The sequence below is a fragment of the Pseudomonas wadenswilerensis genome, assembly GCF_900497695.1.
In the GTDB taxonomy this organism is placed as follows: Bacteria; Pseudomonadota; Gammaproteobacteria; order Pseudomonadales; family Pseudomonadaceae; genus Aquipseudomonas; species Aquipseudomonas wadenswilerensis.
The window spans coordinates 237,905-254,345 of the sequence record NZ_UIDD01000001.1; the positions used below are offsets into that span (position 1 = coordinate 237,905).

Consider the following 16,441-nt stretch of genomic DNA (forward strand, 5'->3'; position numbering starts at 1 on the left):
GGTCGGGGTGGCCTTACTCAATGTTCTGTACTTGTTCACGCATCTGCTCGATCAGTACCTTGAGGTTGACCGCGGACTGGGTGCTGCGTGGGTCGAAGGCTTTGGAGCCCAGGGTGTTGGCTTCGCGGTTGAGCTCCTGCATCAGGAAGTCCAGGCGCCGGCCGGCGGCGCCGCCGGACTTGAGCACCCGGCGCACTTCGGTGACGTGGGTGCTCAAGCGGTCGAGTTCTTCGGCAACGTCGCTCTTTTGCGCCAGCAGGACCATTTCCTGTTCCAGGCGCTGCGGGTCGAGCTCGGCCTGCATGTCACTGAAGCGGTCGAGGATCTTCTGCCGTTGGGCGGCGAGCATCTGCGGTACCAGGACGCGCAGGGTGGTGACCTCGCTGGCCATGTTGTCCAGGCGCTCGTTGATCAATCGGGCCAGCTCGGCGCCTTCGCGGTTACGGCCATTCTTCAGTTCGTTCAGGGCCTCTTCGAACAAGGCCATGGCTTCGCTGTTGAGCGCCTGCGGGTCGGCGGCATCAGCCACCAGCACGCCCGGCCAGGCCAGTACTTCGAGCGGATTGAGCGGTGCTGGCTGCTTGATCAGGCTGGCGACTGTCTCGGCGGCGGCAACCAATTGCGCGGCGCGCTCGCGATCAATCTGCAGGGCCTTGCCGTTATTCTCTTCGTTGAAGCGCAGGGTGCACTCGACCTTGCCGCGCGACAGGCCCTGGCGCAAGCTCTCGCGCACAGCGCCTTCGAGGTCGCGGAAGGCTTCTGGCAGGCGCAGGTGCGGCTCCAGGTAGCGATGATTGACCGAGCGCAGTTCCCAGATCAGGGTGCCCCGGCTACCGGCGCGCTCGACACGAGCAAAAGCGGTCATGCTGTGCACCATGGGAAGTACCTCGCGCAATAGATGAAGGAAAGCCAACGGCTGAAGGCGCAGGATTGTAGCGCAGTGCGGCGCTGGCTCCCAATCCACTGATGTTACAAACCCTCGGGCCGTTCCCGGAAAAACCCGACCTGCGGCCCTGGGCCGTCTGTTTCGGGGCCTGCGACAATAGGCATGTCCTCATCGCCCGGCGCGCTCTATAATGCTGGGCAGATTCAAGTCCAGTACAGGTATCCCAAATGAAACGTCCAAGTGGTCGCGCTGCCGATCAGCTTCGCTCGATCCGCATCACCCGCAACTACACCAAACACGCCGAGGGGTCAGTACTGGTCGAGTTCGGTGACACCAAAGTCATCTGTACCGTCAGTGTCGAGAACGGTGTCCCGCGCTTCCTCAAAGGTCAGGGCCAGGGCTGGCTGACTGCCGAATACGGCATGTTGCCGCGCTCCACCGGCGAGCGTAACCAGCGCGAAGCCAGCCGTGGCAAGCAAGGCGGGCGCACCCTCGAAATCCAGCGCCTGATCGGCCGTTCCCTGCGCGCCGCGCTGGACATGAGCAAGCTGGGCGACATCACCCTGTACGTCGACTGCGACGTGATCCAGGCCGACGGCGGCACCCGCACCGCATCGATCACCGGCGCCATGGTTGCCCTGGTCGACGCTCTGCGCGTGGTCAAGAAGCGTGGCGGCCTGAAGGGCGGCGACCCGCTCAAGCACATGATCGCTGCCGTTTCGGTGGGCATGTACCAGGGTGAGCCGGTGCTCGACCTGGATTACCTCGAAGACTCGGCCGCCGAGACCGATCTGAACGTGGTGATGACCAGCCAGGGCGGTTTCATTGAAGTCCAGGGCACTGCCGAAGGCGCGCCATTCCAGCCGGAAGAGCTCAATGCCATGTTGGCATTGGCGCAAAAAGGCATGGTCGACCTGTTCGAACTGCAGCAAGCCTCGCTGGCTGACTGAATTCAACCCGGGCAAGGAGCAGAATATGACCGAGCAGCCGTTGCAGTTGCCTACCCCCAATGCCGAAGTGCGGCAGTGGGCAATGTTCTGCCACCTGGCCGCGCTGTTGGGCCTGGTCTTTCCCTTCGGTAGCCTGTTGGGGCCGTTGGTGATGTGGATCTGGAAGAAGGACGTCGATCCGTTTGTCGATGCCCAGGGCAAGGAAGCGTTGAACTTTCAGATCACCGTGTTCATTGCCTCGATCATCTGCGCCGTGCTGATGTTCGTGCTGATCGGTGTGGTGTTGTTCGGCATGCTGATGATCGCCGTGCTGATCCTGACCATCATGGCCGGGGTCAAGGCCAATGACGGCCAGCCTTATCGCTACCCGTTGACCTGGCGGCCGATCAAATAATGATCAGCTGAATGTTGCAGTGACAAAAAAGCCGACGCGAAGTCGGCTTTTTTGTGGCTGAGCAAATCAGATGGTCAGCGTCCAGTCGTAGTCCACGATCAGCGGCGCGTGCTGAGAAAAGCGCGGCTGGCGTGGCAGGCGTGCGCTGCGCACGAAACGGCGCAGGCCCGGGGTCAGCAACTGGTAGTCGAAGCGCCAGCCCAGGTTGAGCATCTCGGCTTGCTCGTTGTCTGGCCACCAGCTGTACTGGTCGCCTTCACGGCTGACTTCGCGCAGGGCATCGACATAACCCATGTTGCCGACAATCTCGTCCATCCAGGCGCGTTCCGGCGCCAGGAAGCCTGGAGATTGCTGGCCATCTCGCCAGTTCTTGACGTCGAGTTTCTGCTGCGCCACGTACAACGAGCCGCAATAGATGTATTCACGACGCTTGCGCCGTTGCTTGTCCAGGTACTTGGCGAAGTCGTCCATCAACTTGAACTTCTGGTTCAAGTCTTCATCGCCGTTCATTCCCGAAGGTAGCAACAGGGTTGCGATACTTACCTTGTCGAAATCGGCCTGCAGGTAACGTCCGTAGCGGTCGGCTGTCTCGAAGCCCAGGCCGCTGATGACTGCCTTGGGCTGCAACCGCGAATAAAGTGCCACGCCGCCTTGGGCGGGAACTTCTGCGTCGCAGGCATAAAGGAAGTAGCCATCGAGCTGGAAAGCTGGGTCGTCGAGTTCAAAGGCCGAGGCGCGGGTATCCTGAAGGCAGATGACGTCAGCATTCTGGGCTTGTAGCCAGCTGAGCAAACCACGCTCAACGGCAGCCTGAATGCCATTAACGTTCACACTGATGATCCGCATAAATGGCCCCAAAAATCTCGTGCGTGTATGATACCCGAGCTGTACTCAATTAGCTAAATCCGTGGTATCCGGGACTCTTCATGCAGCCGTATCAGCGCGACTTCATTCGTTTTGCCATCGACCGCGGGGTTCTGCGCTTCGGTGAATTCACCCTCAAGTCCGGGCGCACCAGCCCGTACTTCTTCAATGCCGGCCTGTTCAACAGCGGCTCGGCCCTGGCTCAGCTCGGGCGTTTCTATGCTGCGGCGATCGTCGACAGCAAGATCCCCTTCGACGTGCTGTTCGGCCCGGCCTACAAGGGTATCCCCCTGGCGGCAGCCACTGCCGTGGCCCTTGCCGAGCACCATGACCTCGACCTGCCATGGTGCTTCAACCGCAAAGAGGCCAAAGCCCATGGTGAAGGCGGTAGCCTGGTCGGCGCGCCGCTGACCGGCGATGTACTGATCATCGACGACGTGATCACTGCCGGCACTGCCATCCGCGAAGTCATGCAGATCATCCAGGGTCAGCAAGCCAAGGCTGCTGGCGTGCTGATCGCACTGAACCGCCAGGAGCGCGGCAACGGTGAGCTGTCGGCGATCCAGGAAGTCGAGCGTGACTTCGGCATCCCGGTGGTGAGCATCGTCTCGCTGACCCAGGTGCTGGAGTTCCTCGCCGACGACCCGGCGCTCAAGCAGCACTTGCCGGCCGTCGAGGCCTACCGGGCGCAGTACGGTATCTGAAGCCAATAAAAAAAGGCGACCATAGGGTCGCCTTTTTTTGTGCCTCATCGCGGGTCAAGCCCACTCCCACAGGCTCTGTAGGAGCGGGCTTGACCCGCGAAAGGGTTTAACGCGGCTTGTGATTGGTAATCAGGGTACCCACGCCGCTGTCGGTGAAGATCTCCAGCAGCACCGCGTTCGGCACCCGGCCATCGATGATGTGCGAGCTGTTGACCCCGCCTTGCACCGCTTCCAGTGCGCAGCGGATCTTCGGCAGCATGCCACCGTAGATGGTGCCGTCGGCGATCAGTTCGTTGACCTGCTCGGTGGTCAGGCCGGTGAGCACGGTGCCTTGCTTGTCCATCAGGCCGGCGATGTTGGTCAGCAGCATCAGCTTTTCAGCCTTCAGCGCTTCGGCCACTTTACCTGCCACCAGGTCGGCGTTGATGTTGTACGACTCGCCATTGGCGCCCACGCCGATTGGCGCGATCACCGGGATGAAGTCGCCTTTGACCAGCATGTTGAGCAGGTCGGTGTTGACCCCGACCACTTCGCCCACATGACCGATGTCGATGATTTCCGGGGTGGTCATCTCTGGCGTCTGACGGGTGACGGTGAGCTTCTTCGCACGGATCAGCTCGGCATCCTTACCGGTCAAGCCGATGGCGCTGCCGCCATGACGGTTGATCAGGTTGACGATGTCCTTGTTGACCTGGCCGCCGAGGACCATCTCCACCACGTCCATGGTTTGCGCGTCGGTAACGCGCATGCCATCGATGAAGTGGCTTTCGATCGACAGGCGCTTGAGCAGGTCACCGATTTGCGGGCCGCCGCCGTGCACCACCACCGGGTTGATGCCGACGGCTTTCATCAGCACCACATCGCGGGCAAAACCGGTTTTGAGCTCTTCGCTCTCCATCGCGTTGCCGCCGTATTTGATCACCAGGGTCTTGCCGACAAAGCGGCGAATGTAAGGCAGCGCTTCGGACAAAACCTGGGCGACATGGGTGGCGGCATCGCGATCGAGGGTCATGCAGGGCTCCAGTTGGAACAGGGGGTCGGTCAGAACTTGGGTTGCAGGTCAGGGGCAACGCGCTTCAGTTGGGCGCGGAATACCTCTTTGATACGCTGCAGTTCGGCGTCGTTGTCGGCCTCGAAGCGCAATACCAACACCGGCGTGGTGTTGGAGGCGCGAACCAGGCCCCAGCCGTGGGGGTAGTCGACCCGCACACCATCGATGGTGGTCAGGTTGGCGTCGTTGCCCCAGTCGGCGTTGCGTTGCAGTGCATCAATGATGCTGAATTTACCCTCGTCGGTCACATCAATATTGATTTCCGGCGTGCAAATATCGTTCGGGAACGCAGCAAACAGCTGTTCGGCATCGGTTTTGGCCTTGCTGAGGATTTCCAGCAGGCGTGCGGCGCTGTAAATGCCGTCGTCAAAACCATACCAGCGCTCCTTGATGAAGATGTGACCGCTCATCTCGCCTGCGAGCAAAGCACCGGTCTGCTTCATCTTTTTCTTGATCAACGAGTGGCCGGTCTTCCACATTAGTGCGCGGCCACCGTATTGCTCGATCAACGGGGTCAGGCGACGGGTGCATTTGACGTCGAAGATGATCTCGGCGCCCGGATTTCTCTCAAGTACGTCCTGAGCGAACAGCATCAGCAGGCGGTCCGGGTAGACGATGCTGCCGGTGTTGGTGACCACGCCGACGCGGTCGCCATCGCCGTCGAAGGCCAGGCCCAGGTCGGCACCGGTTTCCTTGACCTTGGCAATCAGGTCGACCAGGTTCTCAGGTTTGCCTGGGTCCGGGTGGTGGTTGGGGAAGTTGCCATCAACCTCGCAGAACAGCGGGATCATCTCGCAGCCCAGGGCTTCGATGAGCTGGGGAGCGATCACGCCGGCCGCACCGTTGCCGCAGTCGACGACCACCTTGAGCTTTTTCCCCAGCTTGATATCACCGGTGATCTGCTTGAAGTAGCGATCGAGGATTTCGACTTTCTCGACGCTGCCTTCGCCACGGCTCAGGTCGTTGCTTTGCAGGCGGGTCAACAACGCCTGGATCTGTTCGTTGGCCAGGGTGTCGCCGGCTATGACGATCTTGAAGCCGTTGTAATTCGGCGGGTTGTGGCTGCCGGTGAGCATCACCCCGGACTTGCCGGCCAGCACGTTGGCGGCGTAGTACAGGGCAGGGGTCGGTACCAGGCCGACATCGCTGACCTTGCAGCCGGCTTCGACCAGGCCCTTGATCAGTTGCTCGACCAGCATCGGCCCGGACAGGCGGCCGTCACGGCCGACCGAGATGTTCGGTTCACCCTGGGCGAGGGTTTGTGCGCCGATGGCGCGACCGATCCAGTAGGCGGTTTCGGCGGTGAGGGTGTCACCGACCACGCCACGGATGTCATAAGCGCGGAAGATGCTGGCGGGAAGTACAGGTACCAGGTGTGCCATGTCGTTCATCTCTGGGGAGCTCCAATTTAGAGGGCGTGCAGGGCAGGCTCAAACTGAACGCTTTGACGGCCATTTCGCCAGAGAGTTCGCCATCCTTGGCTCGCGCTGGGCAACCGACGGATCAATGGCTACCGGAATGGCCGAAACCGCCAGCGCCGCGCTGGCTTTCGTCGAAGGCTTCGACGACATCGAAATGCGCCTGTACCACCGGTACCAGCACCAGCTGTGCGATGCGCTCGCCGATGGCGATGGTGAACGGGGTCTGGCCGCGGTTCCAGCAGGAAACCATCAGCTCGCCCTGGTAGTCGGAGTCGATCAGGCCGACCAGGTTGCCGAGGACGATGCCGTGTTTGTGGCCAAGGCCCGAGCGCGGCAGGATCAGTGCCGCCAGGCCCGGGTCACCGATGTAGACCGACAGGCCGGTAGGGATCAGCAGGGTCTGGCCAGGCTCGAGGACGGTGTCTTGCTTGAGCATGGCGCGCAGGTCGAGGCCGGCCGAACCCGGGGTGGCGTATTGTGGCAGCGGGAAGTCGCTGCCGATGCGTGGATCGAGAATCTTGGCTTGTAGAGCGTGCATGCGAAATTAAACCTGGTTGAGACGTTCGGCGATGAAAGCGACCAGCTGGCGGGCGATCTTGCCCTTGCTGGTCTGCGCGAAAATAGTTGCGTGAAGTTGACGGTCGATGACGCTGCAGGCGTTCTCCTCGCTGTTGAAGCCGATGCTGGGGTTGGCCACATCGTTGGCGACAATCAGGTCGAGGTTCTTGTCCTTGAGCTTGCGCGCGGCGTAATCGAGCAGGTGTTCGGTCTCGGCGGCAAAGCCGACGCTGAACGGGCGATCGGGGCGGGTGGAGATGCTGGCGAGAATGTCCGGATTACGGACCATCTGCAGCAGCAGGCCGTCACCTGTCGTAGGGTCTTTCTTGAGTTTTTGCGGGGCCACAACCTCTGGGCGGTAGTCTGCGACTGCTGCCGAGGCGATGAACACATCGCAGGGTATGGCCGCTTCGCAGGCGGCGAGCATGTCGCGGGCGCTGACCACGTCGATGCGGGTGACACGATCGGGCGTTGGCAAGTTCACCGGGCCGGTGACCAGGGTTACCTTGGCGCCGGCTTCGACAGCCGCTTCGGCCAGGGCGAAGCCCATTTTCCCCGAGCTGTGGTTGGTGATGTAGCGCACCGGGTCGATGTTTTCCTGGGTCGGGCCAGCAGTGATCAGCACGTGCTTGCCGGTCAGCGACTCGCGCTTGAATGTCTCGGCGGCGCACCAGGCCAGGTCAGTGGCTTCGAGCATGCGGCCCAGGCCCACGTCGCCACAGGCCTGGCTGCCGGAGGCCGGGCCGAACACCTGGATATCACGGCTTTGCAGCAGCTCCAGGTTGGCCTGGGTGGCCGGGTCGCGCCACATCGCCTGGTTCATCGCCGGGGCCACGGCCACAGTGGCGTCGGTAGCCAGTACCAGGGTGGTCAGCAGATCGTCGGCAACACCCTGTGCCAGGCGCGCGAGCAGGTCGGCGGTGGCTGGGGCAATCAGCACCAGGTCGGCCCACTTGGCCAGTTCGATATGGCCCATCGCCGCTTCGGCAGCAGGGTCCAATAGGTCCATGTGCACCGGATGCCCGGACAAGGCCTGCATGGTCAGTGGGGTGATGAATTCGGCGCCGCCACGGGTCATGACGACGCGTACTTGGGCGCCGTGTTCCAGGAGTCGGCGAACCAGCTCGGCACTCTTGTAGGCGGCAATGCCGCCGCCGACGCCGAGAACGATGCGCTTCCGATACAGCCGCTGCATAGGCTTGCCTTTTGCTCAGTGATTACACGCGGCGACGACGCCTCCCCAGGCCGGTTCGTCGCGTAAAAATGAGCGGCTAATGTAGCACAGGGCTCAAACCGGGAGCAGTAACCGAAAGACAGAGGGAATTGTCATGAGTATCAGGGACTGGCCTGCGGCGGAAAGACCGCGGGAAAAACTGTTGGAGTCGGGGGCGGGCAGCCTGTCGGATGCTGAGCTGCTGGCGATCTTTCTGCGCACGGGCGTGCGTGGGCGTAGCGCGGTCGACCTGGCCAGGCATTTGCTCGGGCGCTTCGGCAGCTTGCGCGGGCTGCTCGAGGCTGACAGCCGCAGCTTCAACGGCGAACTCGGGCTGGGGCCGGCGAAGTTCGCCCAGTTGCAAGCCGTGCTGGAAATGTCCCGGCGCCACCTGGCTGAGCGCCTGCGGCGCGATTCAGCCTTGCAGAGCCCGCAAGCGGTCAAGGATTACCTCAAGGCGTGTCTGCGCCACGAGCCGCACGAAGTGTTCGGTTGCCTGTTTCTCGACAGCAAGCACCGGGTGCTGGCCTTCGAGGCGCTGTTCCAGGGTTCGATCAACAGCGCCAGCGTCTATCCCCGGCAAGTGATCAAGCGGGCCCTGGCGCACAACGCTGCGGCGTTGATCCTCTGCCACAACCATCCCTCGGGTGTGAGCGAGCCCAGCGATGCCGACCTGGTGCTGACCCGGCGCCTGACCAAGGCCCTGGACATGATCGAAGTCCGCGTGCTCGACCATTTCGTCATCGGCGACGGCGAGCCGCTGTCGATGGCTGAGCACGGCTGGCTTTAACGCGAGGTACTGACCCCGGCAAAGTCCTGGCGGCCGAACGGGCTGACCTGATAACCCTGGACATCCTTGCGGGCCAGCACGGCGGCCGTCGGGTGGGCCAGGGGCAGCCACAAGGCCTGCTGCTGGATCAGCGTCTGGGCCTGCTGGTACAGGCGACTGCGCACGCTCTGGTCGTTGGTGGTCTTGCCGGCGCTGATCAGCTGGTCGAGGCGCTGATCGCAGTAGCGGGCGAAGTTGGTCCCGGACTTGACCGCCGCGCAGGAAAACTGTGGGCTGAGGAAGTTGTCCGGGTCGCCGTTGTCGCCGGCCCAGCCCATGAACAGCAGGTCGTGCTCGCCGGCCTTGGCCCGGCGGATCAGCTCGCCCCATTCGATCACGCGGATTTCGGCCTTGATGCCGATTTTACCCAGGTCTGCCTGCAATAACTGAGCGCCAAGGCTGGGGTTGGGGTTGAGCAGGCTGCCTTGCGGGCGGGTCCAGATGGTGGTGCTGAAGCCGTCCTTGAGGCCGGCCTTGGTGAGCAGCGCCCGGGCCTTGTCGAGGTTGGCCGGATAGCCGGGCAGGTCCTTGGCGTAGCTCCAGGTGTTGGGTGGGTACGGACCATTGGCGGCAACGGCGGTATCTTCGAACACAGCCTTGAGGTAGCTGGCCTTGTCGAAGGCGAGGTTGATGGCCTGGCGCACTTCCGGCTTGTCCAGTGGCGCGTGCTGGCTATTGATGGCGACGAACGCAGTCATGAAGGCTTCGGTCTTTTCTACCTTCAGGGTCGGATCCTCGCTGGCCGCGGCGATATCCAGCGGTTTTGGCGACAGGGCGATCTGGCACTCGTTGCGCTTGAGTTTTTGCAGGCGCACGTTGGCGTCGGGGGTGATGGCGAAGATCAGTGGATCAACCCCAGGCTTGCCGGCAAAGTAGTCCGGGTTGGCCCGGTAGCGGATTACCGCGTCCTTCTGGAAGCGATTGAACACGAAAGGCCCGGTGCCGATTGGCTGGCTGTTGAGCTTCTCCGGAGTACCGGCCTTGAGCAGTTGGTCGGCGTACTCGGCGGAGTAGATCGAGGCAAAGCCCATACTCAGGGTGGCCAGGAAAGTGGCGTCGGGGTGATCGAGGGTAAAGCGCACGGTCAGCGGGTCTACCGCCTCGATCTGCTTGATCAGGCTGGGCAACTGCAGTGACTGGGCGTGCGGGTAGCCGCTCTGGGCGATCTTGTGCCAGGAATGGGCGGGGTAGAGCATGCGCTGGAAGCTGAACAGCACGTCGTCGGCGTCCAGGGTGCGATTGGGCTTGAAGTAGCCGGTGCTGTGGAATTTCACCCCCGGGCGCAGCTTGAACTCGTAGATCAGGCCGTCCGGCGACACCGTCCAGCTTTGCGCCAGGCTCGGCACTACCTGGCCCTGGCGTGCGTCGAACTCGACCAGGCGGTTCATCAATACATCGGCCGAGGCATTGGTGGTGGTCAGCGAGTTGTACTGGACCACGTCGAAGCCTTCGGGGCTGGCTTCGGTGCATACGCTCAGCGCAGCCGCCTGGGCGAAAGCCGGGCCGAGCAGGGTGGCGAACAACAGGGGTAGAACGGCAGCGCGCATGGGGATTCCTTGGCTGATCGATGGCCCATCTGCCAATGCAGTCTGGAAAAGTCCTACCCTAGTGTGCCGTGAGGCAAATGACCATATCCTTTTTTGCCGATCGGGCGACGGGCGGTCGACAGCCGGCCGGGCCAGTGGTTATGCTGCTCCGGCGTGTCGAACAGCAAGTCAAAGCACATCTTCTGTTGTTGTGCTCTGGTCTTTCTGGTATAAAGCAGCGCTCTTTTCTAGGGGCTCGGCTTGTCGCATCTGCTGACCGAGTCGATAAGACCCTGAAGAAACACGGCGCCTGGCGCCAAAGACTGAGAGATTAAGCGGCCAACCCATGCCGGGTTGGGCATGTGGTTTTAGAGGGCTGAGGCATGTCGAGAGTCTGTCAAGTTACCGGTAAGGGTCCGGTAACCGGGAATAACATTTCCCACGCAAACAACAAAACCCGTCGTCGTTTCCTGCCGAACCTGCAGCATCATCGCTTCTGGGTCGAGTCCGAGAAGCGTTTCGTGCGTCTGCGCGTATCTGCCAAAGGCATGCGCATCATCGACAAGCGCGGCATCGATGCCGTTCTGGTCGACATTCGCCGTAACGGCGCTAAGGTCTAAGGGAGAGAATCATGCGTGAATTGATCCGTCTGGTGTCGACCGCTAATACCGGCCACTTCTACACCACCGACAAGAACAAGCGCACCACTCCGGACAAAATCGAAATCAAAAAATTCGATCCGGTTGTTCGCAAGCACGTGATCTACAAGGAAGCCAAGATCAAGTAATTGATCCGGCTGACGAAAAAAGGGCCCGTATCTCAGGATACGGGCCCTTTTTTTTATGCCGCTTTTTCGGTACCAGGGCCTAAGCCCGGCTGTCGATCAGTTGAAGGCGAACGATTTAATCTTGCCGTCCGCATCCCCCTCGATCTGAATCCGCTCCGGATCATACTCGCGAGTCGAGCGGTCATTGATGCCGACGACGCGGTCACGACCGGTCAACTCACTGACGTAGGCTTTGACGCTAGGTACATAGCGGGTGCCGACAAGGTGATCGATCTGTTGCAGGGCTTCTTCGTTGGTCATGACGTTGCTTCCTTCGATTGATTGAATGCCCGGTTGGGCAACGCCATGCTCTGTTGGACAAGTCCTGCTCGAGCGGTAGATATTTATTTCTGCTCGAACATCACATAGATCTTGCGGCACGGTTCCAGCACTTCCCAGGTGCCCTTGAAGCCCGCCGGGATCACGAAGCGGTCGCCAGCGCGCAGGGTTTTTGCCCCGCCGTCCTCATCACGAAGTACCGAGACGCCTTGAACGATCTCGCAATACTCATGTTCGGTGTAATTGACGGTCCATTGCCCGACCGCGCCTTCCCAGACGCCCGCATGAAACTGTGAGCACGGGCTGGAGTAGTGGTTGTAGACCGCCTGCTCGGGATCGCCCTTGAGCACCTTTTCTGCGGCGGGGCGGTAGCGCTCGGCCTCGGTCAGCACCTGGGCAAAGTCGATGATCTGGTTAATGCGCATGGTCGGGTCCCCTTTTTGTTGTTTAATAAAATGAACATCAGTAGGTGTTTGGTGTGATTATGTCAAATATATTGAAAATTAGGGCGCCGGTGGTTTAGGGTGGCAGGTGCCTGTGCGCGTGTGTCGCCCAGCCAGAATTTTCGACAGTGCCCCCAAGCCCTCGTGCGGCACTGCACCTTAACAAGAGGAGGAGTTTCGTATGACCACCCTGACTCGTGCGGACTGGGAACAACGTGCCCAGCAACTGAAGATCGAAGGCCGTGCTTTCATCAATGGTGAATACACCGCTGCCGTTTCCGGCGCCACGTTCGAGTGCCTCAGCCCGGTCGACGGACGCCTCCTGGCGCAGATCGCCAGCTGCGACGAGGCCGATGCCAACCGCGCCGTGGAAAATGCCCGTGCCACCTTCGCCTCCGGCGTCTGGTCGCGCCTGGCCCCGGCCAAGCGCAAGGCCACCATGATTCGTTTCGCCGGCCTGCTCAAGCAGAACGTCGAAGAGCTGGCCCTGCTGGAAACCCTGGACATGGGCAAGCCGATCAGCGACTCGCTGAACATCGACGTGCCAGGTGCCGCCCAGGCCCTGAGCTGGAACGGTGAAGCGATCGACAAGATCTACGACGAAGTCGCCGCCACCCCGCATGATCAGCTGGGTCTGGTGACCCGTGAGCCGGTGGGCGTGGTTGCTGCCATCGTGCCGTGGAACTTCCCGCTGCTGATGGCCTGCTGGAAGCTCGGCCCGGCGCTGGCCACCGGTAACTCGGTGGTGCTCAAGCCTTCGGAAAAGTCGCCACTGACCGCCATCCGCATCGCCCAACTGGCGATCGAGGCTGGTATCCCGGCCGGCGTGCTCAACGTGCTGCCAGGCTATGGTCACACCGTCGGCAAGGCCCTGGCCCTGCACATGGACGTCGATACCCTGGTGTTCACCGGTTCGACCAAGATCGCCAAGCAGTTGATGATCTACGCTGGCGAGTCGAACATGAAGCGCGTCTGGCTGGAAGCCGGCGGCAAGAGCCCGAACATCGTCTTCGCTGACGCCCCGGACCTCAACGCCGCTGCCGAATCCGCTGCCAGCGCCATCGCCTTCAACCAGGGCGAAGTCTGCACCGCAGGTTCGCGCCTGCTGGTCGAGCGCTCGATCAAGGACAAGTTCCTGCCGCTGGTGCTCGAAGCACTCAAGGCCTGGAAGCCGGGCAACCCGCTGGACCCAGCCACCACCGTCGGTGCCCTGGTCGATACCCAGCAGATGAACACCGTGCTGTCCTACATCGACGCTGGCCACAGCGATGGCGCCAAGCTGCTGGTGGGCGGCAAGCGCATTCTCGAGGAAACCGGCGGCACCTACGTCGAACCGACTATCTTCGACGGCGTGACCAATGCCATGAAGATCGCCCAGGAAGAGATCTTCGGCCCGGTGCTGTCGGTCATCACCTTCGACTCCACCGAAGAAGCGATCAACATCGCCAACGACACCCCGTACGGCCTGGCTGCCGGTGTGTGGACCGCCGACATCTCCAAGGCGCACCTGACCGCCAAGGCCCTGCGTGCCGGTAGCGTGTGGGTCAACCAGTACGATGGCGGCGACATGACCGCGCCTTTCGGCGGCTTCAAACAGTCGGGCAACGGCCGCGACAAGTCGCTGCATGCGCTGGACAAGTACACCGAACTGAAAGCGACCTGGATCAAACTGTAAGTCCTGGCGGACCTGTCGCGGGGCAAGCCCTCTTCCACAGTGTGGGAGCGGGCTTGCCCCGCGATTTTTTTGGAAGGAAGACGCCGATGCGTTGGGGAACCTATTTCGCCGTGCTGGCGGCCGTGCTCAGTGTCGGTCTGGCCTTGGGCGTCAGTATGCCGCTGGTGTCGTTACGCCTGGAGGGCTGGGGCTACGGCAGCTTTGCTATCGGCGTGATGGCGGCAATGCCGGCCATTGGCGTGCTGGTCGGTGCCAGCCTTTCCAGCCGTCTGGCTGCGCGCTTCGGCACGCCGGGGCTGATGCGCCTGTGCCTGTGGGCCGGGGCGTTTTCCATCGGCCTGCTGGCGCTGCTACCCAGTTATCCGTTGTGGCTGGCCCTGCGCTTGCTGATCGGGGTGATCCTGACCATCGTCTTCATTCTTGGCGAAAGCTGGATCAACCAGCTGGTGGTCGAACAGTGGCGCGGACGTCTGGTGGCACTGTATGGCAGCAGCTATGCCCTGAGCCAGTTGGCCGGGCCGCTGTTGCTCGGCGTCGTGGGCTCGGAAGATGACCTGGGCTTCTGGCTCGGTGCCGGCCTGCTGATTGCCGCGCCGCTGGTACTGCTCGGCCGCGATGGCGCGCCCAGTGCCGAATCCTGCAGTGTGACCTTCGCGGACCTGTTCGGCTTCTGTCGGCGCTTGCCAGTGATCGCCTGGGCCATTGCTTTGTTTGCTGCCTTCGAGGCCATGATTCTGACCTTGCTGCCGGTCTATTGCCTGCAGCAGGGTTTCACCACCGAAATCGCCCTGTTCATGGTCAGCACCGTAGTGGTCGGTGATGCGCTGCTGCAGTTGCCGATTGGCGCGTTGGCCGACCGCATGTCGCGGCGCACGCTGTTCAGTGGTTGCGCATTGACCCTGCTGGCTTCAAGCCTGGCGATTCCGCTGCTGCTGCAAACGCCGCTGATCTGGCCGCTGTGGGTGCTGTTCGGCGCCAGTGCTGGCGGCCTGTTCACCTTGTCGCTGGTGCTGATTGGCGAGCGTTATCGCGACGACGCGCTGGTTCGCGCCAATGCCCACGTTGCGCAGCTGTGGGGCATCGGTTGCCTGATCGGGCCGCTGGCGGCAGGGGCGGGCAGCCAGTGGGTCAGTGGGCATGCGCTGCCGCTGTTCATGGCTTTGGGCGCGTTTGGCCTGGTGCTGCTTGCACGGCGGCCCAATGCTTTCGAACCGGCCCCGGTCTAGAGCATCTTCTCCAGGCCCACGGCCTTGCTGATCCAGGCGTTGAAGCGCCGCCAGACGCCGCCGGGCTCGGTGGTCAGGGTGTGCAGGCGGTGGTTGTCTTCGGTCACCCAGACCAGTTGGCCATCGACCAGTTGCGGCTGGTAGCTGAGGGCCGGGGCCATGCCTTGGGCAGCCAGTTCGCGGGTGTATTCGGCCAGCTCCGGGCTGTCGACCAGCACGCCGACCTCGGTGTTCCACAGCACCGAGCGCGGGTCGAAGTTGAACGAACCGATGAAGGTCTTCTTGCGATCGAAGACGATCGCCTTGCTGTGCAGGCTGGAGTCGGAGCTGCCGCGCAAATTGATCCTGCGGCTTGCGCTCGGATCGCCCGGCTGGCGGCGCAGTTCATACAGATGCACGCCGTGCTCGAGCAGTGCCTTGCGATAGGGGGCGTAGCCGCCGTGCACCGCCGGTACATCGGTGGCTTCCAGCGAGTTGGTCAGCAACTTCACCGATACGCCTTTGTCGGCATGGCTGGTCAGGTAGAGCAAGCCGGACTCGCGGGGCACGAAGTAGGCCGAGATCAGGATCAGTTCGTGCTGGACATTGTTCAGGTCGGGCGCCAGTTGCTGAGTCATCAACAGCTGCGGGTCGGGCTCATCGCGGGCCAGGACCTTGCTCGGCGCGTCCCAGAGCGCCTGGTTATGGGCCCAGATCAGCTCGTTGCGCCACACATCCAGGCGCGGCCGGGTCTGGTAGGCCATCAGCCGGTCATAGAGTGCCTGGCGCTTGATCCGTGCTTCAGCCAGTGAGGCCTCCAGGCGCTGACGGCTTTCGCGCAAGTCGCGAGCGTCCGGTTGGGTGAGCAGGAAGTCGCCAATGGGCTTGCTCAAGGCGCTGTTCCAGTATTGATCGAAGCTGTGCCCCAATTGCTCGGCCACCGGGCCGACGCCGAGCAAGTCGATGTCGGTGAAGTTCAGGTTGGGTTCGGCATCGAAATACTCATCTCCCAGGTTGCGCCCGCCGACGATGGCCATGCTGTTGTCCACCAGCCACAGCTTGTTGTGCATGCGCCGATGCTGCAGCGACAGGTTGAACAGTCGGCCCATGGCCCGGGTCACGCCGGTGCTGCGGCCCAGGTGTAACGGGTTGAACACGCGGATGTGGATGTTCGGATGCGCGGCCAGGGTGCCCATCAGTTCGTCGAGGCCGTCACTGGTGGTGTCATCGAGCAGGATGCGCACCCGTACGCCGCGGTCGGCGGCTTGCAGCAGTTCATGCACCAGGGCGCGGGTGCTCAGGCCGTCGTGGACGATGTAATACTGCAGGTCGATGCTCGACCGGGCGTTGCGGATCAGTTCGGCGCGGGCGCGGAAGGCTTCATTGCTGTTGGGCAGCAGGCGAAACCCCGAGCGTCCGTCATAGGCCGAGGCCTGGCGCTGTACTGAGCGGCCGAACGACGACTCGCTGGCCGGCAGGACCTGGCTGATTTCCCGTGGCTGGCTGACGCTGGCACAGCCGCCCAGGCCGAGCAGCAGCGACAGCAGTAGGGGCAGCACCCGCTGGCTTTTCAAGAAAATTCGTCCTGTTACAACTGAGGCATATGGATATGGACCG

Annotated in this window: 17 protein-coding genes and 1 pseudogene; 8 read left to right on the plus strand and 10 right to left on the minus strand. The window is 62.1% G+C overall.

The genetic code is table 11. The annotated features are described in order from the left end of the window. Window positions 1–13: 13 nt before the first annotated feature. Complete coding sequence (locus CCOS864_RS01165; protein WP_115084670.1) at window positions 14–877, minus strand: YicC/YloC family endoribonuclease; 864 nt, start codon at window positions 875–877, stop codon at window positions 14–16. 236 nt (window positions 878–1,113) lie between these two features. Between CCOS864_RS01165 and rph the strand changes: the two genes are divergently transcribed. Further along, a complete protein-coding gene (rph, locus tag CCOS864_RS01170; protein WP_115084671.1) occupies window positions 1,114–1,836 on the plus strand; it encodes a ribonuclease PH in 723 nt (240 codons plus the stop codon). A 25-nt stretch (window positions 1,837–1,861) separates the two neighbouring features. Next, complete coding sequence (locus tag CCOS864_RS01175) at window positions 1,862–2,230, plus strand: DUF4870 domain-containing protein (protein WP_115084672.1); 369 nt, start codon at window positions 1,862–1,864, stop codon at window positions 2,228–2,230. Between the two features lie 66 nt (window positions 2,231–2,296). Here CCOS864_RS01175 and CCOS864_RS01180 read toward each other — a convergent pair whose 3' ends face one another. Then, a complete protein-coding gene (locus CCOS864_RS01180) occupies window positions 2,297–3,076 on the minus strand; it encodes an exodeoxyribonuclease III (protein ID WP_010225880.1) in 780 nt (259 codons plus the stop codon). Window positions 3,077–3,156: 80 nt separating this feature from the next. Here CCOS864_RS01180 and pyrE point away from each other — a divergent pair, with 80 nt between their 5' ends. After that, window positions 3,157–3,798 (plus strand): orotate phosphoribosyltransferase, encoded by a 642-nt coding sequence (gene pyrE, locus CCOS864_RS01185; RefSeq protein ID WP_010225878.1) that lies wholly within the window; start codon window positions 3,157–3,159, stop codon window positions 3,796–3,798. Window positions 3,799–3,904: 106 nt separating this feature from the next. Here the strand turns inward: pyrE and argB are convergent, their stop codons facing one another. The 4 genes and pseudogenes from argB to coaBC form a co-directional block, all read right to left on the minus strand. Then, window positions 3,905–4,810, minus strand: a complete 906-nt coding sequence (argB, locus tag CCOS864_RS01190) for an acetylglutamate kinase (RefSeq protein WP_115084673.1) — start codon at window positions 4,808–4,810, stop codon at window positions 3,905–3,907. A 29-nt stretch (window positions 4,811–4,839) separates the two neighbouring features. After that, window positions 4,840–6,216: pseudogene (locus tag CCOS864_RS01195) on the minus strand (phosphomannomutase/phosphoglucomutase); the annotation flags it as partial. 136 nt (window positions 6,217–6,352) lie between these two features. Further along, complete coding sequence (dut, locus tag CCOS864_RS01200) at window positions 6,353–6,808, minus strand: dUTP diphosphatase (protein WP_115084675.1); 456 nt, start codon at window positions 6,806–6,808, stop codon at window positions 6,353–6,355. A 6-nt stretch (window positions 6,809–6,814) separates the two neighbouring features. Continuing rightward, entirely contained in the window at window positions 6,815–8,023 is a 1,209-nt protein-coding gene (gene coaBC, locus CCOS864_RS01205; RefSeq protein WP_115084676.1) for a bifunctional phosphopantothenoylcysteine decarboxylase/phosphopantothenate--cysteine ligase CoaBC, read from the minus strand. Window positions 8,024–8,156: 133 nt separating this feature from the next. Here coaBC and radC point away from each other — a divergent pair, with 133 nt between their 5' ends. Then, window positions 8,157–8,831 carry a RadC family protein gene (radC, locus tag CCOS864_RS01210; protein ID WP_115084677.1) on the plus strand — a complete coding sequence of 225 codons (675 nt, stop codon included), beginning with the start codon at window positions 8,157–8,159 and terminating at the stop codon, window positions 8,829–8,831. On the opposite strand, the gene CCOS864_RS01215 is transcribed toward radC, so the two are convergent. After that, window positions 8,828–10,417, minus strand: a complete 1,590-nt coding sequence (locus tag CCOS864_RS01215) for an ABC transporter substrate-binding protein (RefSeq protein WP_115084678.1) — start codon at window positions 10,415–10,417, stop codon at window positions 8,828–8,830. The two genes, radC and CCOS864_RS01215, sit on opposite strands and share 4 nt — an antisense overlap. A 362-nt stretch (window positions 10,418–10,779) precedes the next feature. Between CCOS864_RS01215 and rpmB the strand changes: the two genes are divergently transcribed. Together rpmB and rpmG are read left to right on the plus strand one after the other, a co-directional pair. Then, the gene (gene rpmB, locus CCOS864_RS01220; RefSeq protein WP_010225868.1) at window positions 10,780–11,016 is read left to right on the plus strand and encodes a 50S ribosomal protein L28; all 237 of its coding nucleotides are present in this window, start codon (window positions 10,780–10,782) and stop codon (window positions 11,014–11,016) included. An 11-nt stretch (window positions 11,017–11,027) separates the two neighbouring features. Continuing rightward, entirely contained in the window at window positions 11,028–11,183 is a 156-nt protein-coding gene (gene rpmG / locus CCOS864_RS01225) for a 50S ribosomal protein L33 (RefSeq protein WP_010225867.1), read from the plus strand. A 96-nt stretch (window positions 11,184–11,279) separates the two neighbouring features. On the opposite strand, the gene CCOS864_RS01230 is transcribed toward rpmG, so the two are convergent. Then, complete coding sequence (locus CCOS864_RS01230; protein ID WP_115084679.1) at window positions 11,280–11,483, minus strand: hypothetical protein; 204 nt, start codon at window positions 11,481–11,483, stop codon at window positions 11,280–11,282. Window positions 11,484–11,566: 83 nt separating this feature from the next. Continuing rightward, window positions 11,567–11,926: a cupin domain-containing protein gene (locus tag CCOS864_RS01235; RefSeq protein ID WP_115084680.1), complete on the minus strand. Its 360-nt coding sequence runs from the start codon at window positions 11,924–11,926 to the stop codon at window positions 11,567–11,569. A gap of 199 nt (window positions 11,927–12,125) precedes the next feature. Here CCOS864_RS01235 and CCOS864_RS01240 point away from each other — a divergent pair, with 199 nt between their 5' ends. After that, window positions 12,126–13,619, plus strand: coding sequence for an aldehyde dehydrogenase (locus CCOS864_RS01240; RefSeq protein ID WP_115084681.1), 1,494 nt, complete (start codon window positions 12,126–12,128; stop codon window positions 13,617–13,619). An 86-nt stretch (window positions 13,620–13,705) separates the two neighbouring features. Next, window positions 13,706–14,845, plus strand: a complete 1,140-nt coding sequence (locus CCOS864_RS01245; RefSeq protein ID WP_115084682.1) for an MFS transporter — start codon at window positions 13,706–13,708, stop codon at window positions 14,843–14,845. Here the strand turns inward: CCOS864_RS01245 and CCOS864_RS01250 are convergent. Beyond that, window positions 14,842–16,398 carry a phospholipase D family protein gene (locus tag CCOS864_RS01250; protein ID WP_115084683.1) on the minus strand — a complete coding sequence of 519 codons (1,557 nt, stop codon included), beginning with the start codon at window positions 16,396–16,398 and terminating at the stop codon, window positions 14,842–14,844. The genes CCOS864_RS01245 and CCOS864_RS01250 overlap by 4 nt on opposite strands. Window positions 16,399–16,441: the final 43 nt, after the last annotated feature.